This window comes from Leucobacter muris (genome assembly GCF_004028235.1).
In the GTDB taxonomy this organism is placed as follows: domain Bacteria; phylum Actinomycetota; class Actinomycetes; order Actinomycetales; family Microbacteriaceae; genus Leucobacter; species Leucobacter muris.
Window position 1 is genome coordinate 2,931,475 of the sequence record NZ_CP035037.1, and the last position, 13,313, is coordinate 2,944,787.

Genomic DNA, 13,313 nt, shown 5'->3' on the forward strand with positions numbered 1-13,313 from the left:
CGCTACGACGCGTTGCAGAACGACGCCACGAGCGACGGATCGGCTCCCGCGGGGCAGGGATCGAGCGTGAACACCACGAAGGTGCCGAGCAGGATCAGCAGCGCGGCGGAGAGGAACAGCAGCACCTTGAAGGTCTTCGCGAGACCGGGGCGGGTGACGTAGTCGTTCACGATGGTGCGCATGCCGTTGGCGCCGTGGATCAGGGCGAGCCACAGCAGCAGCACGTCCCACACCTGCCAGAACGGGTTGGCGAGCTTGCCGCCCACGAAGCCGAAGTCGATCGCGTGCACGCCACCAGGCGTGGCGATCAGGTTCGAGAAGAGGTGGCCGAACACGAGCACCACGAGCAGGACGCCCGAGACGCGCATGTAGATCCAGCCCCACTTCTCCCAGTTGGTGCGCTTCTTGGCGGGGGCCTTCGAGCGCGGGGATTCGATCGTCATCGTCATGTCTGTCTCTCCTCGCCTAGTGCCCGAACACGTTCATCAGGTGGCGCGGCAGGAAGCCGGCCATGGTGATCGCCCAGGCGGCGATCACGATCCAGAACATCGCGCGCTGGTAGTGCGCACCCTTGCGCCAGTAGTCGACGAGGATGATGCGGATGCCGTTGTAGGCGTGGAACACGATCGCGGCGACGAGCGCGGCTTCGCCGAGACCCATGATGGGGGTCTTGTAGACGCTCATGACCGCGTTGTAGGCCTCGGGGCTCACACGCACGAGCGCGGTGTCGAGCACGTGCACGAGCAGGAAGAAGAAGATCGCGACGCCCGTGATGCGGTGCAGCACCCAGGACCACATGCCCTCGTTGCCGCGGTAGAGCGTGCCGCCCGGGCGGCTCTTCTTCTTCGCCGCGGGTGCGGCCTCTGCCGTTTGGGCTGACACGGGCTTCCTCCTTGGTCCTGCTTCACCGAGCTCGGCTCGGCGGCTGACAGCGCGGTCTCAGGGAGCGCGGGCGCACCCGATGATCTCTCCAAACTGAGAATCCGCTGCGCCCACCATTATGTCACCATTTCGGGCGCGCCCCCGCACGCCCGATCCTCGGGCGTGAGCCCCGTTTCATCTGATGATTCGGCCCGCGCCGGTCTCGTCCGCGGCCCCGACTGGCTAGTCTGGAACCATGTCTGACGCCACCGTCCCGCGCCCCGCCGTCGAGCGCCTCACCTGCGTGATCCCGGCCGGAGGCGTCGGATCCCGCCTCTGGCCGCTGTCGCGCGCGAACGCGCCAAAGTTCCTGCTCGACCTGACCGGCTCGGGAGACTCGCTGCTGCGGGCCACCTGGGACCGCCTCTCCCCCATCGCCCCCGCCGAACGCGTGATGGTCGTCACCGGCGTCTCGCACCGCGACTCGGTCATGCGCCAGCTCCCCGAACTCCTGCCGCAGAACCTCATCACCGAGAGCGAACCCAAGGACTCCTCCGCCGCGATCGGGCTCGCGGCGGCGCTGCTCGAGCTGCGCGACCCCGACGCGATCCTCGGCTCCTTCGCCGCCGACCACGTCATCCGCGGCGACGTGCTCTTCCAGCGGGCCGTCACCACCGCGGTGCAGGCGGCCGACCGCGGCTACATCGCGACCATCGGCATCCACCCCTCGCACCCCGCGACCGGCTTCGGCTACATCTCGTGCGGCGAGGCCCGCGGCGACCTCGCCCCCTTCGACGTCTACGACGTGTCCGAGTTCGTCGAGAAGCCCGACGCCGAGCAGGCCGAGGAGTACCTCTCCCACGGCGGCTACCTCTGGAACGCCGGCATGTTCATCGCCCGCGCCACCGTGCTGCTCGATCAGATGGCGCTCGCCGATCCCGAGCTCGTGAGCGCGCTGCGCGAGATCGCGGCGAGCTGGGACACCGACCGGGGCGCCGACGTGCGCGAGCGCCTCTGGCCCGCCCTGCCGAAGATCGCGATCGACTACACCGTGGCCGAGCCGGCCGCCGCCGCGGGCAAGATGGTCTGCGTCGCGGCCCACTTCGACTGGGACGACGTGGGCGACTTCGCCTCGGTGGCGAACCTGCTGACGCGCGGCCGCGGCAGCGACCTCGCCGTGCTCGGCGACGGCGCCCAGGTGCTGTCGGACGCCTCGAGCGGCATCGTCGTCTCGGAGAGCGAGCGCCTCGTCGCGCTCGTGGGCGTCGAGGACGTGGTCGTGGTCGACACCGCCGACGTGCTGCTCGTCACCACGAAGAGCCGCGCGCAAGACGTGAAGAACCTCGTCAACCGCATGAAGCTGGCCGGCGGCGGCCACCTGCTCTAGCCGGCGTCGCGGCGGCGCCCGCGGCGCCTCAGCGGCGCGAGAGCAGCGAGGTCACCTGCAGGCGCCCGCTGTGGATCCAGACGTCCGAGTACTCGACCGGGCGATCGTCGTCGAGGTAGGTCACCTGCTGCAGGTACTGCACGGGCGCCCCCTCCGGGAGCCCGAGCGCGGCCGAGACCTCGTCGGAGGCCGGCTCGGCGCTGAACGTGCGCCGCGCCGAGGCGATCTTCAGCCGGTACGTCTGCTCGAGCACCCCGAAGAGGCTCTGCACCCCGAAGTCCTGCTGCTCGATGCCGGGCGCGATGTCGGCGCGCACGTAGTTGTGCAGCAGCGCCACCGGACCCTGCTCGGTGCTGCGCACTCGCACCAGCCGCAGCACGCGGCTTCCGACGCCGGCCTCGAGCAGCGCGGCCACCGGCTTCGGCGGATCCATGAGCTCGCAGGCGATCACCGCGGTCTCCGTCACCACCCCCTGACGCGCGAAGTCCTCGGTGAGGGTCGACAGCTTCTGGGCGATCGCCGGCTCGATGATCGTCGAGGTGACGAAGGTGCCCCGCCCGCGCACCTGGCGCAGCAGCCCCTCCTCGATCAGCGTCGACAGGGCCCGTCTGAGCGTGCCCCGGCTCACGCCGAGCTCCTGGGCCAGCTCGGGTTCGCTCTTGAGACGGTAGTGCGGGGGCCACTCGCCGGAGGCGATCTTCAGCCGGATCCGGTCGGAGATCTGCGTGTGAATCGCCACCGGAGCGTCACGATCGATTGTGCTCACGCTCGCCTCCCCATCATCTGTCGCCGGCTCGTTGCGTGCTCCCTGAATACCACCGTCCCGGGTGGCGTGTCCAACCGGGGCGGCGGATGTTCTCAGTAGCTGACGGTGCTCTCGTCGCCGGTGTCGGTGACGATCTTGAGCCCCGCGCTCGTGCCGAGCAGCACGGCGCCCGCGCGCAGCAGCGAGAGCGCCTGGTCGTAGGTCTTGATCGAGCCCGAGGCCTTCACCTGCACGCCGTCGCGCGCGCGGTCCACGAGGTAGCGCACACTCTCGGGGTTCGCCGTCTCGATCTGGCCGCTGCTCGCGTTCTTCAAGAACGCGGCGCCCGCCTCCTGCGACAGCTCGACCGCGGCCTCCCGCTCCGCCTCCGTGAGCAGCGGCAGCTCCAGCATCACCTTGACCGGGATGCCACTCGCCCGCACCACACCCGCGATGTCCTCGCGGAACTCGTCGTACATGCCGCTCTTCAGCCAGCCGATCTGCACGCCGATGTCGAGCTGCGTCGCGCCGAGCCGCGCGATCTCCGCCGCCTCCGCGGCCTTGCCCGCGCTGGTCATGACGCCGACGTTGGGGAAGTCGAGGGCCGACGCGAGCTCGACGCCCGTGCCCGCCAGCTCGGAGGCGACGAGCGGCACCCACGACGCGGGGACCATCGCCGCGTTGAAGCCGTGCTCCACCGCCTCGCGCGCGTGCGCGACCATCCGCTCCTTCGTGATGCCCGTCTCGATGAGCGTGTGCTGCACGTAGGGTGCGAGCTCGGCGGGTGCGAGCGTGAGTTCCTCTGCACTAGACAATGTCAGTTCTCTTTTCTTGTTTCGGTGGATCCGCGTACGCGGAGAGGTCAGAGCTTGTCGGCGTAGTAGTCGGGAACGACGACGCCGTCGCCGCCGAACCACTTCGGCACGTCGACGCCGCAGACGAGGCCGATGTTGCCCCACGGCTCGAACGCGCCCGTGCGCACGATCACCTTCGCCTGCCGGGCGAGCTCGCCGAGCATGTCCGCGTGGCTGCGGGTGGTGAACTCGGCGCCCGCGAACGTCTGCTGCAGCCACTCGTCGAGCCGCGGGTTGTTCGAGACCACGTCTTCGGCGCGCACGACCCCCTCCACGACGAGCTCCTGCGAGATGAGGCCGAGAATGGTGCGCAGGTCGGGCAGGTTCTCGGCGATCGCGAGGTCGATGCGGTCGGCATCGCGCGGGATCGGGAACCCCGCGTCGACGACGAGGATCAGGTCGGTGTGGCCGAGCGTCGCGAGCGCGGCGCTGAGCTTGTCGTTCAGGATTCCTGACTTCTTCATGGGTCTTCCTCTCGGTCGCCTAGGCGATGGATGCGGTGGCGCCGGTCGCCAGCGCCATGATGGATTCTTCGGTCGCGGCGCCGCTGTCGATCACCGCGGCGAGCCGCCCCTCGCGCATCACCGCGATGCGGTCGGTGATGGTGAGCAGTTCGGGCAGGTCCGACGAGGAGCACAGGATCCCGACCCCCTGAGCGGCGAGGTCGAACAGCAGCTCGTAGATCTCGGCCTTCGCCCCGACGTCCACGCCGCGGGTGGGCTCGTCGAGCATGATGACGCCGGGATCGATGGCGAGCCACCGGCCGAGCATCGCCTTCTGCTGGTTGCCGCCCGACAGGGAGGTGATCCCCTGGCTCATGGTCGCGGTCTTGACCCGCAGGCGCCCCGCCTGCTCGCGGGCCCGTCGATCGAACTCGCGACGGCGGATCAGGCCGAGTCTCGTGAGCGACCGGGCCGTGAGGGCGCCGATGTTGTCGGAGACGCTCATGGTCGTCAGCAGCCCCTGGGCTCGACGCTCGCCCGGCACGAAGGCGAGCCGCCGCTCGACGCTCGCGATCGGCGAGCGGGAGGCGTAGTCCTCACCGAGCACGCGCACGGAGCCGGATCCTCCCGGCTGCGCGCCGAAGATGTTCTGCAGCAGTTCGACCCGCCCCGAATCGGGCAGCCCGGCGACGCCCAGGATCTCGCCCGGCCGAACGGTGAAGCTCACGTCCGCGTGGCGCCGCCCGCCGAGCTGCTCGACCTCGAGCACGGGCGAGGCGGACTCCCGCGCGGTGGAGCCCTGCTCGGCGCGGGTGGCGAACTGGCCGAGCTGGCGGCCAACCATCGCGGCCACGGCCTGCTCGGGCGTCGTCTCGTCGCGCCGCCACGAGGCGACATGCCTGCCGTCGCGCAGCACCTCGAGCTGATCGCACAGCTCGAACACCTCGGGCATGCGGTGCGAGACGTAGATAATGGTCGTGCCGGCCTGCTTGAGCCGGCCCATCAGGGCGAAGAGCCGGGCGGCCTCCGCAGGGGTGAGCATCGCGGTGGGCTCGTCGAGGATCAGCACGCGGCAGCCGCGGGCGATCGAGCGGGCGACCACCACGAGCTGCTGCGTCGCGAGGTCCAGCTCGCGCACGACCGTGCCCGGGTCGATGTCGAGATCGAGCTCGGCCAGCAGCTCGGCGGTGCGCCGCCGCATGCCGGCTTTCGAGGGGAACCAGCGGTTGCCGGGTTCGACGCCCGCGAGCACGTTCTCGGCCACCGTGCGGTCGGGCAGCAGGGAGAGCTCCTGCGGCACGATGGCCACGCTGTGCCGGGTGAGCACGGTGTTCGGGTCGAAGGAGGCGACCTCCTCCCCGAACACCGTGACGGTGCCGCTGCTCGGCGGCTGCAGGCCGGCGAGGATCTTGAGCAGCGTCGACTTGCCGGCCCCGTTCTCGCCCAGCAGGGCGGTGATCTCGCCCTCGGGGATGTCGAAGCTCACGCCGTCGAGGGCGCGTACCGGCCCGAAGGCGCGGCTCAGCTCGCGCACCCGGACCGCCGGCTCGATGTGTGCCATGTTCGTCTTCCTGTCTCTCCGTCTGCGACCCGCCGGCCGGGGTCAGCCCTCGACCGTCGCCTCGCCCAGGTTGTCCTTGGTGATGAACTGGGCCCCGGTGTCGACGCCGGTGATCTCGGTGCCCTCGGTGAGGAAGTCGACGAGCGTCTTGACCGCCTGGTAGCCCTGCTCCTCGGGGTTCTGGCTGATGGTGAACGTGACGACGCCCTTCTCGAGGAACTCGGCCGTCTGGGGCAGCAGGTCGAAGCCGACCATGCTGATCTTGCCGGTGTTGCCGGACTGCTCGACCCACTGGGCCGCGGCGGTCGTCGAGCAGCAGTCGAGGCCCGCGATCGCCACGACGTCCGACTGACCGGCCATGGTCGACTCGACGGTGTTGTAGGCCGCGTTGGGCTCGTTGCCCACGTTCACCGGGCCGACGATCTCGAGGTCCGTGCCCGAGAGGCCCTCCTCGAACCCGCCGAAGCGGTCGTGCGACCAACCGGCGCCGGTGTCGAGCTAGAAGACCACGACCTTGCCGGTCGCCTCCTCGCCGAGCACCGAGACCAGCTCCTCGGCCTGAGCCTGGCCCGAGGCCTTGAGATCCTGGCCCACGAAGCCCATCTGCTGAGAGTCGGGGTTGTCGGTGTTGAACGAGATGATCGGGATGCCGGCGTTGTACGCCTGCTCGATCACCGGCTTCAGGGCGTCGCTCGAGGCGGAGGAGACGGCGAGGCCGTCGACCGACTTCTGCTGGATCGCTGTCTGCAGCTCGGCGACCTGCTTCGCGGCATCGCCGCCGGTGGGGCCGATCAGCTGCACGTCGACGCCGAACTCCTCGCCGGCGCGCTCCATGCCCGCGGTGATGGGAGTGGCGAAGGCGAGCGACGGGTCGTGGTAGCTGAGCTTGATGCGCAGCTCCTCGCCGTCGTCGATCCGCTTCTGGATGTAGTCGGCGAGCTGGAAGCCGTCCGGCGAGGCGGCCTCATTGCCCGTGGTGATGGCGCCGCAGCCGGTCATGCCGAGTGCGAGTGCCGCCGCCGCGATTCCTGCGACGGCCGCCTTCCTGGCAGCTGATACGAGGGACATCGATGACTCCTTTGTGCTGGTGTGTCCGTTGGTGATGGTGAAGTGCTCGAGTGCTCAGGCGCGGGTCTTGCGCTTGCGCTGCCAGGTGTCGGCGGCGACGGCCGCGATGATCACGAGGCCGGTGACGACCGTCTGCCAGAACGACGAGATGCCGTTGATGTTGAGGATGTTCTGCAGCAGCCCGATGAACGCGACCCCGATCACGGTGCCGAGCATCGTGCCGCTGCCGCCGAAGAGCGCCGCGCCTCCGATGATCACCGCCGAGATCACGGTCAGCTCGAGGCCGGTGCCCGTGACGCCCTGCACGTACGACAGGAACGAGAGGCCGAGCACGCCCGCCATGGCTGCGGTCAGGCCGGAGAGCACGAAGGCGCCGACCTTCACCCGCTTGACGTTGATGCCGACGAGACGAGCGGCCTCCTGATTGCCGCCGACCGCGTAGGTGTTGAACCCGAAGCGCGAGCGCGAGAGCAGCACGACGCCGATGGCCGCGATGACGGCGAAGAAGATGAGCTGCATCGGCACGATCCCGAACAGCCGCCCCTGCCCGAGCAGGGTGAACTCGGCGACTCCGGGCTGCGACGAGCTCAGCGAGATGGGGGCGCCGTCCGAGATGAGCAGGGTGGCGCCCCGGAACACGCTCAGCGTGCCGAGGGTCACGATGAAGGAGGGCACTCCGAGCAGCACGACGGCGAGGCCGTTGAGCAGCCCGGCGAGCACGCCGACGGCCAGGCCGACGAGCACGGCCACCGGCCAGGCGATGCCGGCGGCGATCACCATTCCGGTGCTGATCGCCGCGAGGGCGTAGATGGAGCCCACCGAGAGGTCGATCTCGCCGTTGACGATCACGAACGTCGCCCCGATGGCCATGATCCCGATCTGCGCGATCTGCTGACCGACCGAGAGCAGGTTGTCGGCCTGCACGAAGTTGGGCGAGAGCACCGCTCCCAGGATGAACAGCAGCACGAGCGCCGCGAGCACCCCCGCCTCGCGCGCGTGCACGAACGCGCGGACGTCGAACTTCTTCTGCGGAAGCGCAGCGGTGGTGGTCATCGGGCTTCTCCGTTCTGGGTGGGGCGGGGCAGGCCGAGCTGTTCGGCGGTGGGCAGTGAGGGGATGACGCCGGCGACGGTCACGGCGTGCGCGCCGGCGGCCGCGGCCAGCTCGGCGGCGGCGTCGACCGAGCGGGCGGTGGCCAGCCCGACGGCCAGGGCGGCCGTGAAGGAGTCGCCGGCGCCGGTCGTGTCGACCACGTTGGCGACCGCGTGCGCCTGCACCGGTCGCACCCCCTCGGCGTCGGCGATGAGCGCGCCGTGGCCCCCGCGCGTGAGGATCGCGCACCCGCCCGTGCGCTGCTGCAGCATGGTCGCGAGCGCCACGTCGTCGAGCCCGTGGTCGGCGACCAGGCCGAGGAGCACCGGCGCCTCGGTCTGGTTCGGGGTGATCACGTCGATGTCGGCCCAGACCTCGTCCGGGAGCCGCCTGGCGGGGGCGGGGTTGAGCAGCGTGCGGGTGCCGCAGAGACGGCCGATGCGCAGCGCCGCGGCGACCGCCGCACGGGGGATCTCCATCGACACCACGAGCACGTCCGCCCGCTCGATCTCGGGGCGGAACGCCTCGACGGCCTCGGCGTCGAGCTCGTCGAGCGCGCCGGGGGCGATTGCGATGCGGTTCTCGCCCGAGGGGTCGACCTCGATGAAGCCGACCATCGTCGGCCCCTGCGCGGTGACGACGCGCTCGGCGTCGACGTCCTCCCGGGCCCAGAGCTCGCGGGCCGCCCTTCCGTGGGCATCGTCTCCGATCGCGGTCAGGAAGCTGACGCGCGCGCCGAGGCGCGCGGCGCCGATCGCCTGATTGGATCCCTTGCCGCCGTGCTCGCTCGCGAACGAGCCGCCGCTGACGGTCTCACCCGCTGAGGGGAAGCGCGGCACTCGCATCGTGAGGCCGACGCCGTAGCTTCCGACTACCGCAATCTTCATTGATTCGCACCGAACTTCTTTGTACGTGGACAACTATGAACAATTACGAATTTGTAGGGCGATTCGGCGCGCGCGTCAAGCGGCGCCCCCGCACGCTCCGCGTCGGGCCGCGGAACCCGAGAAGCGCTCGCGCGGCGGCGCCGCCGAGCGCGCCTCGCGCGGCCGGCAGATGGGCGCGCCGAAACGCCGCGCGGCCGCGATCCCGCGGGTCGCCGCCGCGATCAGAGGCGAGGATCGGCGCTAGCGCGGGGCGACGAGCGCGAACGGGTAGCGCGACGAGCGGGCCACCCGCACCGAGTCGTCGAGCGAGTCGAGGCCGCCGCCCGCGAATCGATCGCCCGTCTCGTACCCCGGGTCGCTCGACACGACCACGCGCCCGCCCGCGTTCACGAGCGTCGCCTCGGGCAGTTCCGCGACGCTCGGCAGCAGCACGCCCTCGAGCGACGACACGAGCACATCGGCGCAGACCACACCGGCGAAGCCGCCGTCGAGCATCACGGGGATCGACGACGTGATCGTGATCTCGTTCGAGCAGAGGTAGTCGACGAAGGGGCCGGCGACGTGGCGCTCGCCCGTGGCCAGCGGCACGCGGTACCACTCGAGGCGCACGAGGTCGATCGCGGCCTGGCCCGGCCCGAAGGTGGACGAGGCGAGCAGGCTGCGCTCGGGGCCCTGCCACCAGGCGAGCGGATTGCCCTCCGAGACCACGCTCTCGCTCGCGCAGTACCCGGCGCCGTAGAGCGGGCGGTCGGAGGCGTCGAGGATCGCGTGAGCCTCGGGCTCCACGAGCGCCGCGAGCTGGGCGCCGCTCATCGGGCCGCCGCGCAGCTGCTGCCGCAACTGCTCGCTCAGGCGGGGGAGCCAGGCGTCGAGCGGCGCGAAGACGCCGTCGAAGAACTCGTCGACCGTCTCGATCCCGCTCTCGAGCGCGCGATCCGCTGCCGTAATCACCTCAGTCCCCTCCCCTTCGAGGCCGTCACCCGGAGCGGTCGTCCGCCCGGCGTGAGTCCAGTGTGGCACGAAACACCTCGTCGCGCGGGTCGGCGAGCAGCTCGGCGCGGAAGGCGACGAGCCAGCGCACCGAGCCCCGCACGCTCTCGCGCACGACGGAGCGCGCCGCGGCGGCGTCGCCCGCGCGGGTCGCCTCGATCTGGGAGGCGAGCGCATCGTGGGTGCACCGGCGCGCGGCCGCGTCGAGGTCCTGCAGGGCGAGCAGCGGGGTGAACTCCGTCTGCACGCGCACGTGCTCGTTGGTGAGGCGCACCGACTGGCTGAGCGCCGCGAGCTCGAGCTGCACCTCGGTGACGCGTCGGCGCCAGAGTTCGGGGGTCAGATCGCGGGCGGCGTCGAGCAGGCCGCGCACCACGTCGAGCTCCTCGGCCGTCGCGCGCAGGCAGGCGTAGTCGGCGCAGGCTCCCACGATCACCTCGTAGTGCACGCCCAGGTCGGCGAGCGCGACGCGCGGCATCGCCGCGAGCGCCCGCGCGTTGACCTCCTCGACCGCGCCGTGGCTCGACCGGACGAAGCTGCCGCCGTGCCTCCCGCGCCGCGTCTCGATGAGGCCCCGGTGCCGCAGCGCGCCCAGCGCTTCGCGCACCGTGACGACGGCCACGCCCAGCAGCCCGGAGAGTTCGGTCTCGCTCGGCAGCCGCTCGCCCTCGGTGAAGGCGCCGACCGAGATCGCCTGCACGATGCGCGAGACCACCTGCTCGGTGCGGCCCTCCTCGCCGATCGGGGCGAAGGCGGCGGTGCGCAGGCGGCTCGGAGGCGACTGCGTGAGCGAGCTGTTCACCGACGACCTCCGATCTGCCTGCGGATCCGTGAAGAGTTTCCCACGGCGCGAGTGAGGATTCGCTGAGCCGCAACGTAATGAAAACGTGACTTGCCGGAATCATTCTCGCATTCAAACCTATAAACCCATATGTTATGTTTCATTTATCGGCTCGTCACGAGCCCTTCCGACAACGACGTTGAGGAGCATCCGCACCATGCGCCACACCACCCCCGCCGACGAGCACGGCCAGGCGGCCGTCTCCGTCCAGGGCGTCCACAAGCAGTTCGGCGACCTCGTCGCGGTCAAAGACCTCGACATCGACATCCGCGCCGGCGAGTTCTTCTCCATGCTCGGCCCCTCCGGGTCGGGCAAGACGACGGTGCTGCGCATGATCGCCGGCTTCGAGGAGCCGACCTCCGGCCGCATCCTGCTGCACGGCCAGGACGTCACCGCCTCCGCGCCGTTCGACCGAGAGGTCAACACCGTCTTCCAGGACTACGCTCTCTTCCCCCACCTCACCATCGCCGAGAACGTCGCCTACGGCCTCACAGTGCGCGGCATCTCCAAGGCCGAGCGGGCGCGCCTCGTCGGCGAGGCCCTCGAACAGGTGCAGCTCTCCCACGTCGCCGAGCGCCGCCCCTCGCAGCTCTCGGGCGGCCAGCGGCAGCGCATCGCACTCGCACGCGCACTGATCCTGCGCCCCAAGGTGCTGCTGCTCGACGAACCCCTCGGCGCTCTCGACAAGCAGCTGCGCGAGCAGATGCAGTTCGAGCTCAAGCAGATCCAGCGCGAGGTCGGGATCACCTTCGTGTTCGTCACCCACGACCAGGAGGAGGCGCTCACGCTCTCCGACCGGGTCGCCGTGTTCAACAACGGCAGGATCGAGCAGGTCGGCAGCCCCCGAGAGGTCTACGAGTTTCCCCAGACCGAGTTCGTGGCCCGCTTCCTCGGCATCACGAACCTGCTCGCCGGCGACGCCGCCCTCGCCATCCTGGGCGAGAGCTCGCCCCACAGCGTGCGCCCCGAACGGGTGCAGATCGCCGACCCCGCCGCGCCCGCGACCGACGGCACGATCTCGCTCTCCGGCCGAGTGCTCGAGACCGTCTACGCGGGCGCCCACACCCGCTACCTCGTCGAGACCGAGAGCGGCATGCGCTTCATCTCCGAGAAGCAGAACAACCAGAGCCCCCGCACCGACCCCGTGCAGCGCGGCGACACCGTCAGTCTGCGCTTCGAGCGCAGCCACGCGGTCGCGGTCCCCGGCACGGCGGTCGCCGCACCCGGCGAACCGGCCGCGGTCTGACCGCCCTCGCCCCGCCACCAGCCCCGAACCCGCACTACAAAGGAGTAACGATGAACAAGAAACTGCTCGCCCCCGCGGCACTCGTCGCCGCGGTCGGCCTCGCACTCTCAGGCTGCGCCAGCGAGAGCGGCACCGCAGGCGGCGAAGCCGGCGGCCTCCAGATCGACGTGCCCGACATCCCCATGATCGAGGAGCTCGGCGACACCGAGAACGAGGTCAACATCCTCGCCTGGTCCGGCTTCGTCGAGCCGGCGTGGGCCGATCAGTTCACCGCCGACACCGGCTGCACCGTCAACCGCAAGGTCTTCGCGACGAGCGACGAGGCCGTGCAGCTCATGCGCACCGGCGAGTACGACCTCGTCTCGGCCTCGGGCGACGCGAGCCTGCGACTCATCGTCGACGGCAACGTGCAGCCGCTCAACACCGAGCTGATCCCCAACTTCGGCGACGACATCGTCGAGGGCATGAAGGGCCAGCTCTACGACACCCTCAACGGCAACGTCTACGGCATCCCGATCGGCCGCGGCGCGAACATCCTGCAGTACAACAGCTCGGTCGTCACCGACGAGCCGACCAGCTGGGACGTGGTGTGGGAGGCCGACAGCCCCTACGCCGGCAAGATCGCCGCCTACGACAGCCCGATCTACATCGCCGACGCGGCCATCTACCTGATGGCCACGCAGCCCGATCTCGGCATCGAGAACCCGTACGCGCTCGACGAGGAGCAGCTCGCGGCGGCCGTCGACCTGCTCAAGCAGCAGAACGAGATGGTCTCCGAATACTGGAGCCCCGCCACGAACGTGACCTCGTTCACCGGCGGCAACTCCGTGGTCGGCACCTCGTGGGAGGTGCTGCGCAAGGCGACGCAGGACGAGACGTTCAAGAGCGTGCTGCCCGAGGAAGGCTCGACCGGCTGGTCCGACGCCTGGATGCTCGCCGCCGACGCCCAGCACCCCAACTGCGCCTACGCGTGGATGGACTACACCAGCGCGCCCGACGTGAACGGCCAGATCGCCATGAACTTCGGCATGGCCCCCGCGAACGCCGCATTCTGCGACTCGAGCGACGAGGCCAAGGAGCACTGCGACTACTACAACGCCACCGATGAGGACTACTACCAGAAGGTGTGGTTCTGGACCACGCCCATCGACCAGTGCCTCGACGGCCGCACCGACGTGCAGTGCACCAACTACCAGGACTGGACCAGCGCCTGGGCCACGGTGAAGGGCTGATCCTCACCCCCTCGAGCGGATCCTGACGATCCGCTCCCGTCGGCCGGGCGAGACCCCTCGCCCGGCCGACGGATCCACCCCATCCGCAATCCCTCCACCCGCAAGC

13 protein-coding genes and 1 pseudogene are annotated in these 13,313 nt (G+C 70.2%); 3 read left to right on the plus strand and 11 right to left on the minus strand.

All coding sequences use genetic code 11. From position 1 onward, the window contains the following. Window positions 1–2 precede the first annotated feature (2 nt). Together Leucomu_RS13735 and sdhC are read right to left on the minus strand one after the other, a co-directional pair. Window positions 3–449 carry a succinate dehydrogenase hydrophobic membrane anchor subunit gene (locus tag Leucomu_RS13735; protein ID WP_017883864.1) on the minus strand — a complete coding sequence of 149 codons (447 nt, stop codon included), beginning with the start codon at window positions 447–449 and terminating at the stop codon, window positions 3–5. A gap of 16 nt (window positions 450–465) precedes the next feature. Beyond that, a complete protein-coding gene (gene sdhC, locus Leucomu_RS13740; RefSeq protein WP_031289961.1) occupies window positions 466–798 on the minus strand; it encodes a succinate dehydrogenase, cytochrome b556 subunit in 333 nt (110 codons plus the stop codon). A 319-nt stretch (window positions 799–1,117) separates the two neighbouring features. On the opposite strand from sdhC, the gene Leucomu_RS13745 reads away from it, so the two are divergent. Further along, window positions 1,118–2,248, plus strand: coding sequence for a mannose-1-phosphate guanylyltransferase (locus Leucomu_RS13745; RefSeq protein ID WP_017883866.1), 1,131 nt, complete (start codon window positions 1,118–1,120; stop codon window positions 2,246–2,248). Between the two features lie 28 nt (window positions 2,249–2,276). On the opposite strand, the gene Leucomu_RS13750 is transcribed toward Leucomu_RS13745, so the two are convergent. The 9 genes and pseudogenes from Leucomu_RS13750 to Leucomu_RS13790 form a co-directional block, all read right to left on the minus strand. Further along, window positions 2,277–3,014, minus strand: coding sequence for a GntR family transcriptional regulator (locus tag Leucomu_RS13750; protein WP_031289496.1), 738 nt, complete (start codon window positions 3,012–3,014; stop codon window positions 2,277–2,279). A gap of 92 nt (window positions 3,015–3,106) precedes the next feature. Further along, window positions 3,107–3,808, minus strand: a complete 702-nt coding sequence (gene deoC, locus Leucomu_RS13755) for a deoxyribose-phosphate aldolase (RefSeq protein WP_128387565.1) — start codon at window positions 3,806–3,808, stop codon at window positions 3,107–3,109. Between the two features lie 47 nt (window positions 3,809–3,855). Next, window positions 3,856–4,311 carry a D-ribose pyranase gene (gene rbsD, locus Leucomu_RS13760; RefSeq protein ID WP_128387566.1) on the minus strand — a complete coding sequence of 152 codons (456 nt, stop codon included), beginning with the start codon at window positions 4,309–4,311 and terminating at the stop codon, window positions 3,856–3,858. Between the two features lie 19 nt (window positions 4,312–4,330). Then, window positions 4,331–5,851, minus strand: coding sequence for a sugar ABC transporter ATP-binding protein (locus tag Leucomu_RS13765; protein WP_128387567.1), 1,521 nt, complete (start codon window positions 5,849–5,851; stop codon window positions 4,331–4,333). A 42-nt stretch (window positions 5,852–5,893) separates the two neighbouring features. Then, window positions 5,894–6,919: pseudogene (locus tag Leucomu_RS13770) on the minus strand (sugar ABC transporter substrate-binding protein). Between the two features lie 54 nt (window positions 6,920–6,973). Beyond that, complete coding sequence (locus Leucomu_RS13775) at window positions 6,974–7,972, minus strand: ABC transporter permease (protein ID WP_017882665.1); 999 nt, start codon at window positions 7,970–7,972, stop codon at window positions 6,974–6,976. Next, complete coding sequence (locus Leucomu_RS13780; RefSeq protein WP_017882664.1) at window positions 7,969–8,898, minus strand: ribokinase; 930 nt, start codon at window positions 8,896–8,898, stop codon at window positions 7,969–7,971. The genes Leucomu_RS13775 and Leucomu_RS13780 overlap by 4 nt, the downstream gene beginning before the upstream one ends. A gap of 240 nt (window positions 8,899–9,138) precedes the next feature. Further along, the gene (locus Leucomu_RS13785) at window positions 9,139–9,849 is read right to left on the minus strand and encodes a cache domain-containing protein (protein WP_128387568.1); all 711 of its coding nucleotides are present in this window, start codon (window positions 9,847–9,849) and stop codon (window positions 9,139–9,141) included. Window positions 9,850–9,874: 25 nt separating this feature from the next. After that, window positions 9,875–10,690, minus strand: a complete 816-nt coding sequence (locus tag Leucomu_RS13790; protein WP_017882662.1) for a FadR/GntR family transcriptional regulator — start codon at window positions 10,688–10,690, stop codon at window positions 9,875–9,877. Window positions 10,691–10,886: 196 nt separating this feature from the next. Here Leucomu_RS13790 and Leucomu_RS13795 point away from each other — a divergent pair, with 196 nt between their 5' ends. Together Leucomu_RS13795 and Leucomu_RS13800 are read left to right on the plus strand one after the other, a co-directional pair. Further along, window positions 10,887–11,975 (plus strand): ABC transporter ATP-binding protein, encoded by a 1,089-nt coding sequence (locus Leucomu_RS13795; RefSeq protein ID WP_017882661.1) that lies wholly within the window; start codon window positions 10,887–10,889, stop codon window positions 11,973–11,975. 50 nt (window positions 11,976–12,025) lie between these two features. Further along, window positions 12,026–13,207: an extracellular solute-binding protein gene (locus tag Leucomu_RS13800; protein WP_017882660.1), complete on the plus strand. Its 1,182-nt coding sequence runs from the start codon at window positions 12,026–12,028 to the stop codon at window positions 13,205–13,207. Window positions 13,208–13,313: the final 106 nt, after the last annotated feature.

What these genes read in the sequence shown, in the direction of transcription:
- Leucomu_RS13735 (WP_017883864.1), bottom strand. Translation starts at nt 449, where the DNA reads ATGACGATGACGATCGAATCCCCGCGCTCGAAGGCCCCCGCCAAGAAG.
- sdhC (WP_031289961.1), bottom strand. Translation starts at nt 798, where the DNA reads ATGTGGTCCTGGGTGCTGCACCGCATCACGGGCGTCGCGATCTTCTTC.
- Leucomu_RS13745 (WP_017883866.1), top strand. Translation starts at nt 1,118, where the DNA reads ATGTCTGACGCCACCGTCCCGCGCCCCGCCGTCGAGCGCCTCACCTGC.
- rbsD (WP_128387566.1), bottom strand. Translation starts at nt 4,311, where the DNA reads ATGAAGAAGTCAGGAATCCTGAACGACAAGCTCAGCGCCGCGCTCGCG.
- Leucomu_RS13765 (WP_128387567.1), bottom strand. Translation starts at nt 5,851, where the DNA reads ATGGCACACATCGAGCCGGCGGTCCGGGTGCGCGAGCTGAGCCGCGCC.
- Leucomu_RS13775 (WP_017882665.1), bottom strand. Translation starts at nt 7,972, where the DNA reads ATGACCACCACCGCTGCGCTTCCGCAGAAGAAGTTCGACGTCCGCGCG.
- Leucomu_RS13780 (WP_017882664.1), bottom strand. Translation starts at nt 8,898, where the DNA reads ATGAAGATTGCGGTAGTCGGAAGCTACGGCGTCGGCCTCACGATGCGA.
- Leucomu_RS13795 (WP_017882661.1), top strand. Translation starts at nt 10,887, where the DNA reads ATGCGCCACACCACCCCCGCCGACGAGCACGGCCAGGCGGCCGTCTCC.
- Leucomu_RS13800 (WP_017882660.1), top strand. Translation starts at nt 12,026, where the DNA reads ATGAACAAGAAACTGCTCGCCCCCGCGGCACTCGTCGCCGCGGTCGGC.